This window comes from Pedobacter sp. WC2501 (genome assembly GCF_052682415.1).
The window spans coordinates 2,319,157-2,338,673 of record NZ_JBQZFI010000001.1; the positions used below are offsets into that span (position 1 = coordinate 2,319,157).

Consider the following 19,517-nt stretch of genomic DNA (forward strand, 5'->3'; position numbering starts at 1 on the left):
CACGAAAGTAAAAGCTTTTTGAGCATATTTGAATTTCGCAAAACAAATAATATGTTCAAAAGATTAACTGCCATATTCACACTATGTTTACCGGTAATGTTCTGTGCGGCGCAACAAGTTCGCCCGGCAAAATCTTCAGAGATTTATAGAGAACTCAAAACCTTAAAACACCTGCCTAAGGTTTTATATTTAGCTGCCCATCCGGATGATGAAAATACAGGTTTACTTTCGTGGTTAATTAACGATCAAAATGTAGAAACAGCTTATTTATCACTTACCAGGGGAGATGGCGGGCAAAATCTTTTGGGTACGGAACAAGGTGCGGCATTAGGCCTGATCAGAACACACGAACTTTTGGAAGCCCGTAGATTAGATGGTGCGCAACAATTTTTCACCAGGGCAATTGATTTTGGCTTTTCTAAGAATACTAATGATACTTTTAAACAGTGGGATGCCGATAGCATTACCGCAGATGTGGTTTGGGTGATCAGAAAATTCAGACCCGATGTGATTATCTGTCGTTTCCCGCCAACTGCTGCTGCGGGGCACGGACAACACGCAGCTTCTGCAGTTGTTGCCGAAAAAGCATTTAAGGCTGCTGCCGATAAAAATATGTTTCCCAATCAGCTGAAGTATGTTTCGGTTTGGCAGCCAAAAAGACTATTATGGAACACCTTTAGGTTTGGATCGGTAAATACAACCGCAGAAAATCAATTAAAGGCAACTGTTGGACAGTATGATGCCCAGTTGGGCATGGGTTATGGCGAGTTGGCCGGTTTAAGCCGAAGTTTGCATAAAAGCCAGGGAGCCGGAACACAATCGGTAGCCGGTGTACGTTCTGAATATTTTACCAATGTTTTGGGCGATCCGGCAAAGAGAACTCTTTTTGATGGGTTAAACATGAATTGGTCAGATAAAGGCATAGCCGATATTGATGAACTGATTGATATTGTTTTGTTATCTTTTAATTACAACCAACCTGATAAAAGCCTGCATGGGCTGTTGATGCTCAGAAAGAAAATTGCAGAATTACAGGATGTAGCATTGAGAAAAGATAAACTGGCCGCTATCGATAACATCATTTTAAGCAGTGCAGGTTTTATGGGCGAGGTGGTCACAAACCAGCCTGAAGCTATAGCAGGCAATGGATATAATTTCCGTTTAAATTTAATTTCGAGATCAGCCACTCCTGTAACGTTAGAACGTGTAAACTGGTTAAACCAAACCGATAACCTGAACAGGAGTCTATCTAACGATTCGCTGATCACCATTGAACGTAAAATTCAGATTCCAGCCGATGCAGCACTTACCGAACCTTATTGGTTGGCAAAACCAGCAAAAGATGCTGCGACTTTCAGTGTTGCCAACGATACCTTAATCGGATTACCAGAAATGCAATCGCCTATCAATGTGTTATTGTCACTAAAGATTGAAAATGAAAAATTGGAGATCAAACTGCCCTTATCTTATAAAAAATTAGATCCTGTTAAAGGTGATGTGGTAGAAGCCCTGAGGATTATTCCACCACTTGATTTGAGTTTTGCCGAGCCTGTTTATTTTGCTAAAGAAAAAGAAGCGTTAAGTGTTACACTCCGTTTAAAAGCAAACAAAAATATCAACTACGGTAAGGTGAGTTTCAAGATCGGTAACCAGATTGTGAAAACCTTCCAGGGGATCAATTTGCCAGAAAATACCATCACCACCAAAGATTTTCTGATCCCGGTTGAGGATCTGGCCAAAATAAAAACAAGTCAGAATAAGCTTGAAGCGGTTTTCTCGTCAGAAGCGAATGAATATTCAAAAGGACAGGTATTAATTCAGTATCCGCATTTGCCAACCTTGCAGTATTTTGTTCCGGCAACAACCTGGTTGATTAAGGGAGATGTAAAGGTACTGGCAAAAAAAGTTGGATATATTGAAGGGGCAGGAGACCTGATTCCCGAGTTTTTAAGACAGGCTGGTTTACAGGTTGATGTACTGACAGAAGCGGATATCCTAAGCCCTGCAAAACTGGCCACTTACGATGCTGTGGTAACAGGTGTAAGGGTTATCAATACCGAAAAAAGGATTAAAAACTGGCAAACTGCTTTGCGTAGTTATGTAGAAAATGGCGGAACCATTGTAATGCAGTACAATACCACACAGGATATGGCACTTCAGGATTTCGGGATTTATCCATTCTCGATTAGTGGTAAGAGGGTAACCGAAGAAAATGCGGAGGTTAAATTCCTGAATCCTAGCCATAAACTCTTAAATTATCCGAATAAAATCACTGCCGAGGATTTTAAAGGCTGGGTGCAGGAGCGTGGAGCTTATTTTCCTGATAAATGGGATGCCAAATACGAACCCCTTTTCGAAATGAACGATACCGGTGAAGAACCGCTTCAAGGCTCAACACTTTATGCAAAATATGGCAAGGGAAATTTCATTTATACGCCTCTGGCATTTTTTAGACAATTGCCCGCCGGAAATGTTGGCGCAGCCAGGTTGTTCTTTAATTTTTTATCGGCCGGGAAATAGAAGATAACTAAAAGCCGCAAACAATGAAAATTGGTTTCTTTTATTTAAATTTGATATATGGACACTATGCGAATTAACATATTAAACCCAAAAGCTACTAAGTTATTGAAAGACTTAGCTGCTTTAAAGCTTATTGCTATTCAAGATGTTTCCAAAAATGGATTTGCCGAGGTATTGAAAAAACTACGTTCTAAATCTCAAACCATCCCTACATTCGAAGAAATAACAAATGAAGTAGATTTGGTTAGAGCTAAACGTTATGCGAAATCTGAAAAGTAGGATCATTCTAGATACTAATCTTTGGATTAGCTTTCTAATCTCAAAAGATTTTTCCAGGCTTGATGAAATAATTTTCTCGAAAAAGAGCATTTTAATCTTTAGCCAAGAACTATTAGAAGAATTTCTTGAAGTTGTTAAGCGCCAAAGTTTAGGCGTTATTTTGCTCAAACAGACATTGAAGAATTACTTGAAACTATAGATGAATATGGAGAATTCATTGTAGTCAAATCTAGAATTGAAATTTGTCGGGATGCAAAGGACAATTTTTTACTTTCACTCGCAGTTGATGGGAAAGCTGACTTCTTATTAACCGGAGATCAAGATTTATTGATGATAGAGAAGATCGGCAATACAAATATTAAAACAATTTCATCATTTTTTGAAGATGAGGTTAACAAAATATAACGGATCAGGAACTTTTGAATGTCGTTGTTATTTTGTGATCTGATTTTTCAGAATGTTGTCCTTAAAAATGAAAAATCAATTCAAAAACTGGAATAACTGGTATATCCTTTTGGCGCTTGCGCTGGTATTTCAGATTGTGTTTTATTACCTGTTTACTAAATTCTGGGCATGAGTAATATCGATTGGGCTGTACTGATATTTACTTTACTTGCTGTGGTAACCTATGGTGTTTTTATTGGTCGCGGGCAGAAAAGCAATGCTTCCTATTTAAAGGCAGATAATAAAATGCCCTGGTATATTGTGCTTTTGGGTATTATGGCTACACAGGCCAGTGCGATTACTTTTTTATCAGCACCAGGGCAAGCTTATACCGATGGGATGCGCTTCGTGCAGTATTATTTTGGTCTGCCGCTGGCGATGATTGTAATTTGCATCACCTTCATCCCGATTTTTCAACGGTTAAATGTATATACCGCCTACGAATATCTGGAAAACCGTTTTGATAAAAAGACAAGGGTTTTAACTTCATTGCTATTTTTATTCTCGCGGGGATTATCAACCGGTATTAGTATTTATGCACCAAGTATTATCCTCTCGAGTGTTTTAAACTGGAATATTTACCTAACCAATATCCTCACCGGAGGCATTTTATTGATTTATACTTATGTAGGCGGAGCCAAGGCAATTGCACACACACAAAAACTACAGTTTTTGATTATCCTGGGTACCATGGCTTTCGCCGGATACCTTTTGGTGCAGCATATGCCAAATGGAATCGGATTTAAAGATGCGCTTTACCTTGCCGGTAAATCGGGTAAATTAAATGTAATTACCACCGAATTCGATTGGAAGGATAAATACAATATCTGGAGTGGTTTAATCGGAGGCTTTTTCCTTGCGCTTTCTTACTTCGGCACAGATCAGAGCCAGGTGGGAAGATACATTACCGCGAAAGACAATACCAACGCAAAAATGGGATTACTGTTGAATGGACTGGTTAAAATCCCAATGCAGTTTGCTATCCTCTTAATCGGTGCGTTATTGTTTGCTTTCTTCTCATTAAAGCCAGCACCAATTTATTTCAATGAACGTTCCTACCAGTATTTAAAAGAAACTCAGCCTCAGCAAGCCGCAGCTTTCGAGAAAGAACACGATGCGTTAGCGCAGAAATTTAACCAGCAATCAAAAAATATTCTTGAAGAAAAGGAAAAGCAATCACCATCTCTAAATTCTTCGATAGAAAAATTTAAATCGACGCAAAAACAGGTGAAAGAGCTGCATGGCAGGGTAGAAGAGGCCATCAACAAATCGAATTACAATGCAGAGAAAACCGATACCAATTATATCTTTTTATACTTTGTAAAAAATACACTTCCGGTTGGAATGATCGGCCTGCTTTTCGCAGTTATCTTTTTGGCCAGTTGGGGCTCTATTTCAGCTGCGTTAAATTCACTGGCTGCCTGTTCCTTAAAAGATATACACCTCATTTTTGTTAAAAGAGAGGTAGACGACGAAACCGAACTGAAATATAGCCGTTTGCATACTTTGGCCTGGGGCATTTTTTCAATAGCTGTTGCCATGTTTGCTACACAAATGGGTTCGCTAATCGAAGCTGTTAATGTACTGGGTTCACTTTTCTACGGACCAATTCTTGGTATTTTTTTAGTGGCATTTTATTTTAAAAAGATAAACGGATCTATTGTATTTATATCGGCGATCTTATCCGAAATTGCCGTGATAGCAGTATATGAGTTCGATATTGTTTCATTCCTTTGGCTCAATGTAATCGGCGCAGCAACCGTGATTATGTTCTCGATAATTGGCCTCTTGTTTGCTAACCCCAAAACCATAGCCGACAGATAAAGTTAATTTTTACGTGCAGCAGATATTTGCTCCCCCGAGCACAAGCCTTAAATTAATACCTTTATTTTCGACAATAGATAACGCTAAATATGAACGAAGCTTGGGTAGATCGATGGAATGACCGATACAGTACCGATGAGTTTGCTTATGGCGAACAACCGAATAACTATTTAAAAGAACAGTTGGTGCAACTCGAGACCGGAGCAATACTTTTTCCGGCAGAAGGAGAAGGCCGAAATGCAGTTTTTGCAGCTAAACTCGGTTGGAAGGTTTCGGCCTTTGATATTAGTATTGAAGGAAAGAACAAAGCACTTCAACTCGCAGAAAACAATAACGTTAGCATTGATTACCAGGTGGGCGAACTTCAGGAGCTGGACTATAAAGCTGAACAGTTTGATGCCATTGCATTAATTTATGCGCACTTTCCATCGGCAATTAAATCAATCTACCACAAAACACTAAGCAATTATTTACGCAAGGGCGGATTGCTTATTTTCGAAGCTTTTAGTAAGCAACATCTTGATTATCTTGCCAGAAATGAAAAAGTTGGCGGACCAAAAGAAATTGATATGCTATTTTCGATCGAAGAAATAAGAGCTGATTTCGAAAATTATGAGATTATTGTACTGGAAGAAAAAGAAATTGAACTGAATGAAGGTTTGTTTCATAACGGCCTGGGTTCAGTAATCAGATTTGTTGGAAGAAAGAAATAATACAGCTCAATCTATAACGCAGAGACAGTAAATTTTTGCTGAATTTTTTTCGACACTAGCATTATAGTTTTTATCAACCTAAAGCCATAAATTCGTAAAATCAAAAACAACAAAAACAGATAAATATAATACTATGAAAACGATGATTAAATCAATCGCGTTGCTATTTACAGCAATTACCGTTTCTGTAAGTGCAATGGCACAAGATGCTCAACCTAAGCCTAGTCCTGCGGCTACAGCAACAGGAAAAGTTAAAGGTGCAACCATTACCATCAACTACAGCAGTCCGGCAGTAAAAGGACGTAAAATCTGGGGCGGTTTAGAAGCCTTTGATAAAGTATGGCGCGCAGGTGCAAACGAGGCGACTACTTTCGAAACCGATAAAGATATCGTGGTTGAAGGTAAACCTTTGGCGGCAGGAAAATACAGCTTCTTTTTAATCCCTAAAGAAAGCGGAACCTGGACAGCTATTTTTAACAAAGAACCAAAACAATGGGGTGCTTACAAATACGAAGAAGCTAAAGATGCTTTGCGTGTTGATGTTAAAACCAAAGCCTTAAAAGCTACACAAGAGCGTTTAGTTTATAAAATTACCAAAAGCGGCTTTGCTTTAGAATGGGATAAAATTTCTGTTCCGGTTACTATAAAGTAATAAAATAAAATTATTTAGAGCCGTCCATGTTTACACTGGGACGGCTTTTTTATGCGTTGTTTTTTTTGAAATGACTGTGCAGTAATTCTTGGTATTTTGCAGCCCTGCCATTCGCTATAGTCCCAATGAAAAATCGGGAGCTGCCGCTGCTGTCGGGTTTAGAAACAAGGTTTTTTGCACCTTGCAACCCATCAAATGAAATGCTGCTATTGCTACCTAGCCCCGGTTGAAGCGTTTACCCTGCAGCAACGAGGTACGAGGCAGCGAAGCGTAAAAGCAAAAAACGGGAAGAAACTTCTTATGCTGCACAGGCCTTGCGCTCCAAAAATAAAAAATCATATTTTGTTAAAGCTTTTTCTAATGTTAGTCGGGATTTGCAATCCCGTCTTAAGTGCTTAGGATTTATAATCCTGACAAACAGTTAAAACTTGTAGAACTAACATGAATATAACTATAAAGACCCTGAAATAAATTCAGGGTGACGATTCGGGAAAGCCCTTCTGTAAAGAACCTAACACATAATATCAACTTCATGTTAAAATGTTATTTTAGGCCGATTTAAAACCACACATTATAATGAAGTTCCCTATTAAACTACTGACTTTATTACCGCTTCTTTCATTAAACGTTTTAGCACAACAAAAATCACAGATTTTTTCTGTTAAAACGGCAAAGCCTGTAGATCAGGTAAACGTATTTTTAGGATCTTCTGCTGATCATGGGCAGATGTCGCCAGCTGCATCGGCTCCTTTTAGCATGTTGAGTATTGGTCCGCAGACTTATCCCAAAACACATACCGGTTACGAATATCTCGCAAAGAAATTTGAAGGTTTTACCCACAACCGTTTCGAAGGCGTAGGCTGTCAGGGTTCGGGTGGTAATATTTTCATCAAACCATTTTTAGGTAACGATCCGGCACAATCAGAGCTGATTAAGGTTTCTGAAAAAGCTAGTCCGGGATACTATGAAGTTGGTTTTGAAAATAAAATTAAAGCCAGTTTTACCGTATTGGGCAAAGCCGGGAAGCATGCCTACCAATTTCCAAAAGGCGACAAAGGTTTTTATCTCGATTTGGGTTATGCTTTTAATGGTGCTTTTGTAGCCGAATCACACCAAGTAAATGGTAATGCCCTAAGTGGATGGATTACCTCGAAAACAACTTGTGGAGCAGGTAAGTATAAGTTGTTTTATTATATGGAAATCGGCGATAATGTATCGTGGAAAGTATTAGATGATCATAAAATGATTGCCATGCTCAAAGGAGAACTGACCTCAGTGGGAATCAACGTTGCACTTTCGTCGGTAAGTGTCGAGGCTGCAAAAGCTGCTATCAATAAAAATCCGTTCAATGCCGTAAAAGAACAAAGCAAAGCCGATTGGAATACAAATCTCTCTAAAATTGCTGTAAATGGCGACCTGGAAAGTGCAAAGTTATTCTACTCACTTTTATATCGTACCATGCAGTCGCCTTATGTGATTTCTGAGGCCGACGGAACCTACCGCAATACAAAAGGCGAAATTCAGAAAGATAAAGAAATCCGCTACAATGGCTGGGCCATTTGGGATAATTACCGGACGCAATTACCCTTGCTTTCGTTAATTGAACAAGATAGGTATGCCGGAATGGTGAGTTCTATTGCCGATCTGTATAACTCGGGCAAGAAAGATTATGCTGGGCAGAATGAGCCATCAAACACGGTACGCTCTGAACATGCTATAGTGGTTTTGCTCGACGCCTATCGAAAAGGTTATCCGGTAGATTTTAATAAGATTGCCGATTCACTAGTGAAAGAAGTAAATGGGCTGGATTATAAATCGCCAGATAAAGCTTTAGAATCGAGTTATGATAACTGGGCCTTAGCAGAAATCTTTAAGATTTTAAAGAATAAAGAAAAATCTGATTTTTATCTTAATAAAGCTCTTGAATACAAGAAATATTGGAACAAAGACTTTAAAGACATGACTAAAAATGATGTTGACCGCATGCAGGCCCGTGGTTTATATCAGGGTACCATTTGGCAATACCGATGGTTTGTGCCTTACGATTTTAAAGGATTAATTGACCTGGATGGAGGAGAGGAATCTTATCTGGCAAAACTGGATGAATTTTTTGCCCGCGATTTATACAACCATGCCAATGAACCCGATTTGCAGGTACCATTGATGTATAATGTAACCAGGTCTGGTTATAAATCGCAGTATTGGATGCATCAATTGGCAGCTGATACGGTAATCCAGAATTATTTTAACGATAACAGCCGCGGAATCGGTAGTTATATCGGTAAAATTTACAGAAACCAGCCACATGCTTATTTGTGTACGATGGATGATGATGCTGGTGCGATGAGTGCCTGGTATGTGTTTGCAGCAAGTGGTTTTTCTCCTGCCTGCGTAGGGTGGCCGATTTATTATTTAAATGTACCTTTATTTCCATCGTTAAGTTATAACCTGCCAAAAGGTAAAACTTTTACCATCGAAACGGAAAATTTTGGTTCAAAGAATAAATACATAAAGGAAGTTTTTCTTAACGGAAAGCCTTTTAAAAAGAATTTTATCACACAAGAGGATATCAATGCAGGGGGAGTGCTGAAAATCATTGCTTCGGCCGCTCCAGTTAAAATTTCGGATACGGAAAACTGGATTTCGAATCTTGAAAAATAATTTAAAAAATTAACACAAAGCGACAAACTAATTCTACATATCTCTGTTGTTAATAGTATAAATTCAAGATCATGGCACCTTTAAAGTTAAGCGAAGAACAAAATGCAACACTAGGCAACAAAAGCACCTTAGAACAAGTTAATGAACAGCCTTTAGAACTTCATCCCGAAGCGTATAAAGTAAAAGGCCCATCACCTGACAAGATGAAGACGGTATCGTCATCATTAAGGAACTATGCTCACGGTTTGTACGGATTGTTGTAAAAAACGCCTCCCAAAAATCTCATCATACCAGATTATATAAAGCAGCCAAATTTTGAAAATTTGGCTGCTTTTTTATTGAATTTGAAAGAAGTCAAGTTTTTAAAACTTGACTTCTTTGTATATATCGAATTCTATAGAAACTATTCGATTTGATGATTGCAGATGTAGAAGTATTGGCTTTGAATTTGATGCTGTTTAGCAAAATTATCTTTGCCACCAAAAAAATCTAATACCTCTTCTCTTTTCAGTATTGTCTTTTTCTCGGATAAAATCGATTGATAAGATGACCATTTGTAATGCTCAAATTCTGTACAGATGCCATGCTTCAGTACATTTGCATGAATATAAATAACCAATTGATGTAAATGTATTTCATCAATGATTCTCACTCTGCGAAAAGGGTTGACAAATAAAGATCCAGATCTATCATTCTTCTTGTTAAATGCCATAGCATAAGCAATGAAGAAATCTTTCATCTGAAATTCAACAGCTTCGCTATAGCATATTTCATTAGCCAAATATTTTTTCTGATGTGTTTTTAATGAATCCTTACTCAAAGATTTTAAATACGATTTAAGTTCATCTGAACTTGTATTTTTTATCAAAAAATGTGAGTGATTATCCAATAAGATATAAGCATACGTGTTTAAATAACCTGTAGAATACTGTGTATATTTTAGCAGAAAATATAACCTATTACCATCATCTTGAAATAATTTTGAGCCGCTAACGGATTTGCATATAATATGCATAAATTCATTTTCAATAAAATCTTCAATGTATTTTTCATTAATTGGCATAAATGAATTTATCGAAATTTTTTTAGAGCATCAAATTTTTATTAATTCAATTTGAAAGAAGTCAAGTTTTTGAAACTTGACTTCTTTGGATACAATTCCTACCTTACCCTTATGAAACAAAGCGCCGGAATATTGCTCTTCAGAAGAAAAGATCAGCAGGTAGAATTTTTCCTGGTTCACCCTGGCGGACCGTTCTTTGCCAAAAAAGATCTTGGCTTTTGGACAGTGCCCAAAGGAGAATTAAATGAAGATGAAGAAGCTTTAACGGCTGCCATCCGTGAGTTTAAAGAAGAAACTGGTGAGAGCTTAACCGGCGACTTCATCGAACTAACGCCTATTGTGCAAAAGGGAGGTAAAAAAGTATTGTGCTGGGCAGTAGAAGGAGATCTTGATCCCTCAACAATTGTTAGCAATACCTTCGAAATAGAATGGCCACCACGATCGGGTAAAAGGCAAAGTTTTGCTGAAATAGATAAAGCCCAGTGGTTTGCCTATTCCGATGCGGTTAAATACGTTAATGAAAAGCAGATTGCTTTACTTGATGAATTAGAATCCAAACTAAGCCGTTAATTCAAAATGTGAAATTTCCTTTTCGGCACCGTTAATGATCATCGAAATCTGGTGGTCGCCCAGATGAAATCTACGTGTGGTAATCAGCACAAATTTTTGTTTTCGGATGATATTTATGGTTGCACCTGCAGGATAAATTCTTTCTGAAATTTTATACACTTTTTTAGTGTTCTGTCCATTTTGCTTTTTATAATAAATGGCGTATTCCAACCTTACTTTTTGTTCGGTTGGATTTTCATTGAGAATAGAAAACGAAAACTCCAGGCTTTCGCCAATTTTGATCTGAGGCGTTAAGATTTTGAAATCTTTTAATAAAATTCCTGCGTCATCTAAACCATAATGTTTAAGGATATCGGCATGGCCCTGTTTAAGTAAGGTACGGCTGCCATGTTTAATAATAGCATCTGTTTCGACACTCAAACCCGACCAGTTTTTCGCAATGTTTAACACAACCTGGGGGTGATCTTTTGCAATATCATTTAGGCTATTGGCAACACTCCGCCTTACATATTCTGATGGATCTGTTTTAAGATTTTCCAGTATCGGTAAAATGGATGTCGGGTCTTTTTTCAGAAAGGGAATACCCATGGCCCAGGGTAATCGTGGACGGCTGCCTTCACTGGCGAGCCTTCTTACTTTATGGCTTTCGTGCAGCGACCATTTTTGCATTTTTAAAATCATCTCATTTTCGTATTTTAAAATGAAAGGACGCACCGCGAACTCACAGCTTACAAACTGGGTTACAAACTCAAGGGCCTCAACTGAGTTTTCAAAATCATTTATACCATAAGTTTCGATATAATCCGGCAGGAACATATAAGCCAGTCCATCCTCTCCGATTCCCTTGATCCTTAATTGTGTAATTGTTTTTTTGATCAGCCCGATACTTTGTGGATAATCTTCGGGTAAAAAACCATGCAAAACCTTCGATGTATGTTTCATCCGCTCTTTAAGTTCCTTTGATCCAAATTCAGGAATAAAAATCGCTTTGATAAATTTTCCCTTATCAAATTTTGGAACGCTAGCCGCTAAGGCATTGCTTAAACGATCATAAAAAGCAGGAGAGTATAAATCTTTCAGTGGGCTGGCCATGTTTGCGTATTTGCTTTTGTGCTATCAAATTTTATTTGTGGCTAATTTACTAATTTTATTAGCATTTTGATGCTGCGAACTCGAAATAAATCATTTCGCAGTAGTATTTTTACCAACTGCTAAATAATTTCAGCTTTTTCTTTACCACATTTGTTTATCATAAAAACAACAACATGAACACAACAAAAATAGGTTGGATTGGCTTGGGCAATATGGGGATCCCAATGGCGGAGCAATTGATAAAAGCTGATTATGCAGTTACCGTTTATAACAGAAGTAAGGATAAAGAAACGGCTTTGAAAGAAATGGGTGCATTGATTGCTGAAACGCCTAAAGAGTTGATTACAACTACTGATGTAGTAATCATTATGGTATCTGATGATGCTGCAATTGAGCAGATTTTTAACGGATCAGAAGGCCTTTTTAGCGCAGAAATTTCAGGTAAAATAATGATTAATATGAGTACCGTTTCTCCTGCTATTTCAAAAGAAATGGACACGCTGTGTAAAGAAAAAGGAGCACAATATTTAGATGCACCGGTTTCCGGAAGTGTAAAACAGGCAGAAACAGGACAATTGGTGATTATGGTGGGTGGCGATGAAACTGCTTTCGAACAGGTGAAACCCCTGCTCGAAAAAATGGGTAAAATGGCAGTACGCCTGGGCGATACAGGTGCAGGTAATGTGGCTAAACTAGCCATTAATTCATTACTGGCTTTATATACCCAAGGTTTGGCTGAAACCGTAGTATTTGCCAATCAACAGGGAATTAAAACTGAAGACCTGCTTAATCTGCTCAATAATGGCGCTATAGCCAACATCTTCACCAGAATTAAAGGCGATGCCATTATTGCCGATAATTATAAACCTGCTTTTGCCCTTAAACATATTGTAAAAGATTTAAACCTGGCCAAAGCAATCGGACTTGATTCACCTTTGGCCAAAACCGCATTAAATACTTTTGAAGCGGCGACGGCAAAATATGGAGAAGAAGATTTGATTGCCGTAATTAAACATGTTAAAGAGTAAAGCGATCTTTTTAATGCTAAAGGAATAACCATAGGAGGTTTTGATGCTTTCCTATGGTTATTGTATTTTGAATAATTTAATCTAAATAGTTATTAGTTATCGCTCTGTTCAGATAAGAATTCGAGTAGGTTTTTCTGCATTATACCGTCTTTGTTTTGCCCGAGTATGATATCATTTAAAGTAATAACATATTTTGGATAGTTGTCTTCTATTTTTAAAAGATTTCCAAATTCCCTGGTCGCAGTGTTCTCACTTTGTATGGTCAGGCAAACTTGTATGTACATCTTTTTGCCGTTTTTTTCTGCCACGAAATCAATTTCGTTATTGCCGAGTTTACCAACAAAAACATTAAAGTTCTGTTGTCTTAAGTGTAAGTAAATTGCGTTCTCCATTAATTTATGGATATCTGCCAATTGATTAAAACCGATAATGGCATTTCGGAGGCCTAAATCTTCAAAGTAATATTTTTCTCCTATTTCAAATATTTTTAGCCCGCCCACTTCAGAGCGCTGAACTTTATGCACAAAAAAAGTATTGCTTAATGCCCGTAGGTAATTTATGGTTAGCTGGGTAGAAATATCCACCTTTTGGGATTTTAGATATTTGCTGATATTGTTGGCCGAAAATAAACTCCCCATATTATCTGCGAGATAGGTAACCAGGTTTTCTAGAAAGGAGACATTACGGATGTTCTCTCTGGCTACAACATCTTTGAGCAATATTGTAGCGTAAACACTTCTAAGGTATTCATAGGGCAGGTTCTCTTCTAGCCCAATATTTGGTAAAAATGGCATTCCCCCATACTTAAGATAAAGCATAAGTGACTCTGATTTATTTTCAAGCTGATGAAACTCTAGAAATTCGAGAAAGCTTAAAGCATGGATCTGAAAAACCATGTACCTACCTGATAAATGAGTAGCAAGTTCACCAGAAAGCATATTGGCATTGCTACCCGTACAATAAATATCGCAGGTATTTTTTGCCAGTAAACTCCGTAAAGTCCGTTCAAATTCTTTTACTTCCTGAACTTCATCGATAAAAAAATAGTTGTTTTTATCTGACGGGAATTTGTCTTTAAGATAAGCGGATAAATCTTCGTGTGTTTTAATGTGGGAAAAATCATCCACCTCCATATTGATATATACAATATTAGCATCTTCATCGGTGGCCTTTATATTTTCAATCAACTCAAGCATAACATAACTTTTGCCGACCCGCCTTTGACCAGTAAGTACTTTTATCACTTGTTTATTGATAAACGGGATAATCCGATTTATATATGTCGGCCTTTTTATAAGTTTCATGTATATCGTATACTTTTATCAAAAATATAAAAAGTTTCATGTATATCGTATACTTTTATCTAAAAAGTAAAAAGTTTCATGTATACCGTATAAATATAGAGAGGCTGTATTTTTAATCCGCGAAAAATGCTGCCTAGTACAATTACGGTGATTACAATATATAATTTACCCTTTTCGAATATAAAAGCAGTCAAAGAGAATATTATACGCATAATAGGAGTGATGATCAATAGCAATACGTGAACTGGGATAAGGAATTACAACTACTCCATCGCCTGGGCCTATTAACGATCCAACCAGCCCTGCCAGGTAAACACCAGGGATTAAGTAAGGGTAAAAGTTAAAACTGAAATGATATTAGTGATGATATTCAAAAGGTAGTTGTTGTGTATAAGTTTAATTAACTTTAAATCAGTATGTTAATTTTTTTATAAAAAATAAATAACCTAATATTTGTATCGTACGAAAAATATCGTACCTTTAAAATATGAAAAGTAATCAAACTGAAAATAATCTGCCTGAACCTACCAAAGCTGAATTAGAAATTCTTCAGGTGTTATGGGAGTTTGGTCCATCTACAGTTCGGTTTGTAAACGATAAATTGAACGAGCAGCGGGAGGTAAATTATACCTCAACCTTAAAGCAAATGCAGATCTTAACCGAAAAAGGAATATTAAAACGTGATGAAAGCCAAATGAAACACATTTATATTCCTGTTGAGGCTGAAGAGAAAACTAAAGTTCAGTTGTTGGACCGTTTCGTAAATACATTGTACAAAGGCTCTGCATCGCAGTTAATGATGCAGCTTTTGGGGAATGAGAAAACATCAAAAAAGGAAATCGAAGAGATTAAGCGGCTATTGGATGGCATGGACTAATTAACCAGAACAGATGCTAAAGAACCACAATAATGGAATTTAAATTAATCAACCTTTTGCCCGAAAATTGGCTTCATGCCCTTGGCGCTACCTTGTTCCACTCTTTGTGGCTTGGTGTAATTTTAGCTTTGCTGGCCGGTTTGGTCATGTTTACTACCCGTAAGGCAAGTGCTACATGGCGTTATAACCTGCTTACGGTATGTTTAGCTTTATTTGTTGTTGCAATAGGTTTCACTTTTTATCAGGAGCTTCAGCAACCGGTTAACCATGGGCAGTCGCAGACTGTTCATCAAATCGGAATTAACCTGCCAAAGGCAATTGGAGATCAGCAAGCGGTTACAAATGTACAGCAAGATATGTATTCTGGACTGAACAGGATCCTTTCCTTATGGAATGCTTATGCCTATCAGATTGTATTGGTGTGGTTCCTGATCATTTGTGGAAAAAGTATCCAATTAATGGTTGGTTTAAATGGTGTACACCACCTGCGTAATCATAAAACCTACGCTGCGGGTAAAAAATGGGATGAAAAATTAAATGAACTGGCTCAAAAACTGGGTTTAACCCAACAGGTTAAGGTGATGCAATCGGGTATTGCCCAGGTACCTATGGTAGTGGGACATTTTAAGCCTTTAATCCTGATCCCTTTGGGTTTGCTCAATGGTTTATCAAATGCGGAAGTAGAAGCCATCCTCTCTCATGAACTGGCACACATTAAACGGAAAGATTACCTGGTAAACCTACTGCAGAGCTTTATTGAGATTGTATTCTTCTTTAACCCGGCGGTACTTTGGGTATCGCAATTAATAAAAACAGAGCGCGAGCATTGCTGCGATGATTTGGCCATCGCCTGTGTAAACGATCGCAAAAACTACGTTCAGGCCCTTATTGTGTGCCAGGAATTTAAGCAGCGTGCACCTGCTTATGCCATGGCCATGAGCGGGAATAAAGGTAGCCTGCTGCACAGAGCAAGCAGGATGTTATTCAATACCAATTCAACTTTAAACAAAATGGAAAAGACAATATTAACCATCGCCCTGGTATCGGTAGTGGTTTGCAGTGCCGCCTTTAAAAGCGTTGGCCATGCAAAAACAGTTACCAGAAAAGAGATAAGCGCTTCAACTGTAGTTTTGCAGGATACGACCAGGAAAAAAGCCAGGCCTGCTGAAGGAAAATCTGCAGATCAACTGGAAAAGGAAATCAATGCAAAATTGGACAGTCAGCTGAAAAAGCTGAATGAAAAGCAACAACAAACGAAAGAAGATATAAAGGCAATACAAGCAGATGAAAAAGCCAGACAAGCGGATGAAAGAGCAAGGCTGGAAGATGTAAAACAGGCCAAGGAAGACGCTAAGCAAGCTGTTATTGATGCTAAGCAAGCCGAACTGGATCGTAAGCAGGCTATTGCCGATGCTAAAATGGCCGAAAATGATTCGAAACAAGCCATTGCTGATGCTAAACAAGCTGCCGAAGATGCAAAAGAAAATAAAAAGTGGGCACAGGATGATAAAGAGGGTAGAGGAAAGCGTGTGCCACGAGCACCACGTCCGCCAAAAGCACCAAAAGCGCCCCACGCTGTACCACCAGTACCATCGGTACCTCCAGTTCCGCCAACTCCATCTGTACCCCCAACACCCCCCGTATATAACCAAAACACAAATACCAGAACTAGTTCACAACGTACAGTTACCTCAAAAACCGTAACCAATGGTGACGGACATGATTATACCAACGATATCAATCGGGAACTGATGAAAGACGGCATCATCAGCAGCACCAATAAACTATCATACAAACTCAATAAAGATGAATTGATCGTAAACGGTATTAAACAAAATACCGACTTTCAGAAAAAATACAAAAAGAGGTTTTTGAAAAATGATAACCATTCGCTGATGTATAATTTCCTCATCGAAAACAATAAAAACTAAATTCTCAAAGCGCTAATCCAATCCCACCATCATGAAATTTACACTCATGGCTTTTTTAGCCGTATGGATGAATATTGCCCTTACTTTTGCTCAAGCTCAACCGCCTACATCCAGAATTTATGGACGTGTATTGGATGCTGAAGGAAAAAATATCGACTTTGCTACTGTAGCCTTGCTAAAAGATTCGGTATTGTTCAAAACCACTTTCACTGAAAAGGATGGGTTGTTCAGTTTTGATCAACTGGCTTATGGGAAATATCTGATTAAAATATCGGTAGTTGGTGCGCCGATTTATAAAACCGATACATTGGTTTTAGATGCGAATCACCAGGTTGTAGCTTTACAGGATATTAAAATGAGCACGGGCGCCAATAATTTAAAGGAGGTGAATATTTCGGGACAAAAAGCTTTTGTAGAACGGAAAATAGATCGTACTGTGGTTAACGTTGATGCTTTGATTTCAAATGCAGGCACAACTGCGCTGGATGTACTGAGCAAATCGCCTGGTGTAAATGTCGATCAGAACGGAACAATTTCGTTAAAAGGTAAAAACGGGGTGGCCATTTTTATTGATGATAAACCAACTTACCTTTCGGGTGCCGATCTGGAGAGTTATTTGCGTTCGTTGCCTTCCTCATCGCTTGATCAGATTGAACTGATGACGAATCCGCCTGCCAAATATGATGCTGCAGGGAATGGGGGGGTAATCAATATTAAAACCAAGAAAACCAAAACCGCTGGCTTTAACGGAGGTATCAATCTGAGTTTAAATCAAGGCGAGCTAACGCGGTCGAACAATAGTTTCAATTTTAATTACCGCAAGGATAAGGTTAACGTTTTTGGTAACCTGAGCTACAATTTAAACAATAGCTTTACTGATCTCGACCTGAACCGAAAATATAAAAATGAGGATGGTAGTGCCAAATCCTACTTCAATCAGAATTCTTATTTCCGCAGGAATGGCAATACTTTTAATTTGAAAACCGGACTTGATTATTATGCATCAGACCGAACCACATGGGGGGTAGTACTTACCGGAATGAACAGGATTTCGAAGCAGGTGAACAACAATACCAGTAATCTATCAAATGCATCAATGCAGTTGGATTCGGTAATCAGGGCTGAAAATATCGATCAGATTAAGTACCAAAATGCAGGTGTAAATTTAAATTACAGGCATAAATTTAAACAGGCAGGACGAGAATTAACCTTTGATGCGGACTATCTGCTCTACAAAAATAAAACCGATCAAACGTATTACAACTTCAGTTACCTGCCTGGTGGAGCCTTAAAATACCAGGATATTTTAACCGGTAATCTGCCTTCGAATATTGATATTTATACGGCTAAAATGGATTATTCGCATCCACTTGAAAATAAATGGAAACTGGATGCAGGTGCTAAAACCGCCTACACCAAAACCGATAACATTGCCGATTATTTTAATACGGCAAACGGAAAAACCAGTGCCGATTACGAAAAGAGCAATCACTTTTTGTATGAGGAGAATATCAATGCCGCTTACCTGAACGTGAGTAGAGAAGGAAAGCGTTTTTCACTTCAGGCTGGTTTAAGGTATGAAAATACGGTTTCTAACGGGCACCAGCTAGGGAATCTGATCAAACCCGATTCGAGTTTTAAAAGAACCTATAACAGTTTGTTTCCAACGGTTTATTTTTCTTATAAACTAGATACTGCCGGAAATAATGAGTTGGGCTTAAATTATGGGCGAAGGATCGATCGTCCGTATTACCAGGATCTGAACCCGTTTTTTTCTCCATTGGATAAATTTACTTATTATGTTGGAAATCCATTCTTAAAGCCATCATTTACACAAAGTTTAGAGCTTTCGCACACCTATAAAAATAAAATTACCACCACTTTAGGTTACGGCTGGGTGAGGGATGAGGTGAACGAGACCATAGAGATTGTAGATGGTACCTATTACAGCAGGCCAGCTAATGTGGGCAAAACCACCGTAGCCAATGTTTCGGTAAATGCAGAGATCGACCTTACTAAATGGGTTAAACTGAATGCCTATGTGGAGTATGCAAAAATAGTTTCGAAAACAGATTTTTATACAGGCTTTCTGGTTACCAATGGAAGTTATTTAAAGGCAAGTCCTAATCTTCAATTCAAAATCAGTCCGACGTGGAATGCTGAGGTCAATATGCGTTATCAAAGTAAACTATCTAACGTACAGTTTTTTTTGGGCGAAGTACATGAGTTTGGTGCAGCGGTACAGAAAAAACTTTCAGCAAAAAGTACATTGAAATTAACCGCTAACGATATTTTCAGAACCCGTGTTTATAATGGTATAATCAATAACCTGGCAAATACAGAAGCAAACTGGGTTAACCGTCAGGATTCGAGATCGGTTGTGGTGAGTTATAGTTACCGTTTTGGTAAGACTTTTTCTACACCTGCTAAGCATGAGTCTTCTGGTGCGGATGCAGAAAAAAACAGGGTGAAGAATTAACTAAATAGATCGTCATCCCGATGCGATAGCTATCACATGGAGCGTAGCGTTATGGATCTGCTGCGATTTGTACCAGTTTC

Annotated in this window: 17 protein-coding genes and 1 pseudogene; 14 read left to right on the forward strand and 4 right to left on the reverse strand. The window is 38.2% G+C overall.

The features are described 5' to 3' along the window. The first annotated feature begins 51 nt into the window (after positions 1-51). The 9 genes and pseudogenes from ACUN24_RS09890 (at position 52) to ACUN24_RS09930 (ending at position 9,356) form a co-directional block, all read left to right on the forward strand. Positions 52-2,520: a PIG-L family deacetylase gene (locus tag ACUN24_RS09890; RefSeq protein ID WP_445562346.1), complete on the forward strand. Its 2,469-nt coding sequence runs from the start codon at positions 52-54 to the stop codon at positions 2,518-2,520. Positions 2,521-2,577: 57 nt separating this feature from the next. Beyond that, complete coding sequence (locus ACUN24_RS09895; RefSeq protein ID WP_445562347.1) at positions 2,578-2,799, forward strand: hypothetical protein; 222 nt, start codon at positions 2,578-2,580, stop codon at positions 2,797-2,799. Continuing rightward, positions 2,780-2,998 (forward strand): putative toxin-antitoxin system toxin component, PIN family, encoded by a 219-nt coding sequence (locus tag ACUN24_RS09900; RefSeq protein WP_445562348.1) that lies wholly within the window; start codon positions 2,780-2,782, stop codon positions 2,996-2,998. The genes ACUN24_RS09895 and ACUN24_RS09900 overlap by 20 nt, the downstream gene beginning before the upstream one ends. Continuing rightward, positions 2,953-3,204: pseudogene (locus ACUN24_RS09905) on the forward strand (putative toxin-antitoxin system toxin component, PIN family); the annotation flags it as partial. The gene ACUN24_RS09900 and the pseudogene ACUN24_RS09905, both read left to right, overlap by 46 nt. Before the next feature lie 168 nt (positions 3,205-3,372). Then, positions 3,373-5,067 carry a sodium:solute symporter family transporter gene (locus ACUN24_RS09910; protein WP_445562349.1) on the forward strand — a complete coding sequence of 565 codons (1,695 nt, stop codon included), beginning with the start codon at positions 3,373-3,375 and terminating at the stop codon, positions 5,065-5,067. Positions 5,068-5,156: 89 nt separating this feature from the next. Beyond that, the gene (locus ACUN24_RS09915) at positions 5,157-5,780 is read left to right on the forward strand and encodes a class I SAM-dependent methyltransferase (protein ID WP_445562350.1); all 624 of its coding nucleotides are present in this window, start codon (positions 5,157-5,159) and stop codon (positions 5,778-5,780) included. Positions 5,781-5,913: 133 nt separating this feature from the next. Continuing rightward, a complete protein-coding gene (locus ACUN24_RS09920) occupies positions 5,914-6,432 on the forward strand; it encodes a DUF2911 domain-containing protein (protein ID WP_121282198.1) in 519 nt (172 codons plus the stop codon). A 576-nt stretch (positions 6,433-7,008) separates the two neighbouring features. Next, positions 7,009-9,093 carry a glycoside hydrolase domain-containing protein gene (locus tag ACUN24_RS09925; RefSeq protein WP_445562351.1) on the forward strand — a complete coding sequence of 695 codons (2,085 nt, stop codon included), beginning with the start codon at positions 7,009-7,011 and terminating at the stop codon, positions 9,091-9,093. Positions 9,094-9,164: 71 nt separating this feature from the next. Further along, positions 9,165-9,356, forward strand: a complete 192-nt coding sequence (locus tag ACUN24_RS09930) for a hypothetical protein (protein ID WP_113947856.1) — start codon at positions 9,165-9,167, stop codon at positions 9,354-9,356. Between the two features lie 140 nt (positions 9,357-9,496). Here ACUN24_RS09930 and ACUN24_RS09935 read toward each other — a convergent pair whose 3' ends face one another. Continuing rightward, complete coding sequence (locus ACUN24_RS09935) at positions 9,497-10,156, reverse strand: hypothetical protein (RefSeq protein WP_445562352.1); 660 nt, start codon at positions 10,154-10,156, stop codon at positions 9,497-9,499. Positions 10,157-10,267: 111 nt separating this feature from the next. On the opposite strand from ACUN24_RS09935, the gene ACUN24_RS09940 reads away from it, so the two are divergent. Beyond that, complete coding sequence (locus ACUN24_RS09940) at positions 10,268-10,726, forward strand: NUDIX domain-containing protein (RefSeq protein WP_445562353.1); 459 nt, start codon at positions 10,268-10,270, stop codon at positions 10,724-10,726. On the opposite strand, the gene ACUN24_RS09945 is transcribed toward ACUN24_RS09940, so the two are convergent. After that, positions 10,715-11,818, reverse strand: coding sequence for a DNA alkylation repair protein (locus ACUN24_RS09945; RefSeq protein WP_445562354.1), 1,104 nt, complete (start codon positions 11,816-11,818; stop codon positions 10,715-10,717). The genes ACUN24_RS09940 and ACUN24_RS09945 overlap by 12 nt on opposite strands. A 173-nt stretch (positions 11,819-11,991) precedes the next feature. On the opposite strand from ACUN24_RS09945, the gene ACUN24_RS09950 reads away from it, so the two are divergent. Next, positions 11,992-12,846: an NAD(P)-dependent oxidoreductase gene (locus tag ACUN24_RS09950; RefSeq protein ID WP_445562355.1), complete on the forward strand. Its 855-nt coding sequence runs from the start codon at positions 11,992-11,994 to the stop codon at positions 12,844-12,846. A gap of 92 nt (positions 12,847-12,938) precedes the next feature. Here ACUN24_RS09950 and ACUN24_RS09955 read toward each other — a convergent pair whose 3' ends face one another. Further along, entirely contained in the window at positions 12,939-14,150 is a 1,212-nt protein-coding gene (locus ACUN24_RS09955; protein ID WP_445562356.1) for an ATP-binding protein, read from the reverse strand. A 59-nt stretch (positions 14,151-14,209) separates the two neighbouring features. Next, positions 14,210-14,386, reverse strand: a complete 177-nt coding sequence (locus ACUN24_RS09960) for a DUF1634 domain-containing protein (protein WP_445562357.1) — start codon at positions 14,384-14,386, stop codon at positions 14,210-14,212. Positions 14,387-14,637: 251 nt separating this feature from the next. Between ACUN24_RS09960 and ACUN24_RS09965 the strand changes: the two genes are divergently transcribed. From ACUN24_RS09965 to ACUN24_RS09975, 3 genes are read left to right on the forward strand one after another with little or no spacing between them, the layout of a single operon-like run. Continuing rightward, positions 14,638-15,027 (forward strand): BlaI/MecI/CopY family transcriptional regulator, encoded by a 390-nt coding sequence (locus ACUN24_RS09965; protein ID WP_138820429.1) that lies wholly within the window; start codon positions 14,638-14,640, stop codon positions 15,025-15,027. Between the two features lie 32 nt (positions 15,028-15,059). Beyond that, positions 15,060-16,958 carry a M56 family metallopeptidase gene (locus tag ACUN24_RS09970; protein ID WP_445562358.1) on the forward strand — a complete coding sequence of 633 codons (1,899 nt, stop codon included), beginning with the start codon at positions 15,060-15,062 and terminating at the stop codon, positions 16,956-16,958. A gap of 31 nt (positions 16,959-16,989) precedes the next feature. Continuing rightward, the gene (locus tag ACUN24_RS09975; RefSeq protein ID WP_445562359.1) at positions 16,990-19,437 is read left to right on the forward strand and encodes an outer membrane beta-barrel protein; all 2,448 of its coding nucleotides are present in this window, start codon (positions 16,990-16,992) and stop codon (positions 19,435-19,437) included. The last annotated feature ends 80 nt before the right edge of the window (positions 19,438-19,517 follow it).

Excerpts from the sequence above, each read along its gene's own strand:
- ACUN24_RS09940 (WP_445562353.1), top strand. The coding sequence starts at position 10,268 with ATGAAACAAAGCGCCGGAATATTGCTCTTCAGAAGAAAAGATCAGCAG.
- ACUN24_RS09925 (WP_445562351.1), top strand. The coding sequence starts at position 7,009 with ATGAAGTTCCCTATTAAACTACTGACTTTATTACCGCTTCTTTCATTA.
- ACUN24_RS09920 (WP_121282198.1), top strand. The coding sequence starts at position 5,914 with ATGAAAACGATGATTAAATCAATCGCGTTGCTATTTACAGCAATTACC.
- ACUN24_RS09890 (WP_445562346.1), top strand. The coding sequence starts at position 52 with ATGTTCAAAAGATTAACTGCCATATTCACACTATGTTTACCGGTAATG.
- ACUN24_RS09965 (WP_138820429.1), top strand. The coding sequence starts at position 14,638 with ATGAAAAGTAATCAAACTGAAAATAATCTGCCTGAACCTACCAAAGCT.
- ACUN24_RS09950 (WP_445562355.1), top strand. The coding sequence starts at position 11,992 with ATGAACACAACAAAAATAGGTTGGATTGGCTTGGGCAATATGGGGATC.
- ACUN24_RS09915 (WP_445562350.1), top strand. The coding sequence starts at position 5,157 with ATGAACGAAGCTTGGGTAGATCGATGGAATGACCGATACAGTACCGAT.
- ACUN24_RS09910 (WP_445562349.1), top strand. The coding sequence starts at position 3,373 with ATGAGTAATATCGATTGGGCTGTACTGATATTTACTTTACTTGCTGTG.
- ACUN24_RS09935 (WP_445562352.1), bottom strand. The coding sequence starts at position 10,156 with ATGCCAATTAATGAAAAATACATTGAAGATTTTATTGAAAATGAATTT.
- ACUN24_RS09900 (WP_445562348.1), top strand. The coding sequence starts at position 2,780 with ATGCGAAATCTGAAAAGTAGGATCATTCTAGATACTAATCTTTGGATT.
- ACUN24_RS09930 (WP_113947856.1), top strand. The coding sequence starts at position 9,165 with ATGGCACCTTTAAAGTTAAGCGAAGAACAAAATGCAACACTAGGCAAC.
- ACUN24_RS09955 (WP_445562356.1), bottom strand. The coding sequence starts at position 14,150 with ATGAAACTTATAAAAAGGCCGACATATATAAATCGGATTATCCCGTTT.
- ACUN24_RS09975 (WP_445562359.1), top strand. The coding sequence starts at position 16,990 with ATGAAATTTACACTCATGGCTTTTTTAGCCGTATGGATGAATATTGCC.
- ACUN24_RS09970 (WP_445562358.1), top strand. The coding sequence starts at position 15,060 with ATGGAATTTAAATTAATCAACCTTTTGCCCGAAAATTGGCTTCATGCC.
- ACUN24_RS09895 (WP_445562347.1), top strand. The coding sequence starts at position 2,578 with ATGGACACTATGCGAATTAACATATTAAACCCAAAAGCTACTAAGTTA.
- ACUN24_RS09945 (WP_445562354.1), bottom strand. The coding sequence starts at position 11,818 with ATGGCCAGCCCACTGAAAGATTTATACTCTCCTGCTTTTTATGATCGT.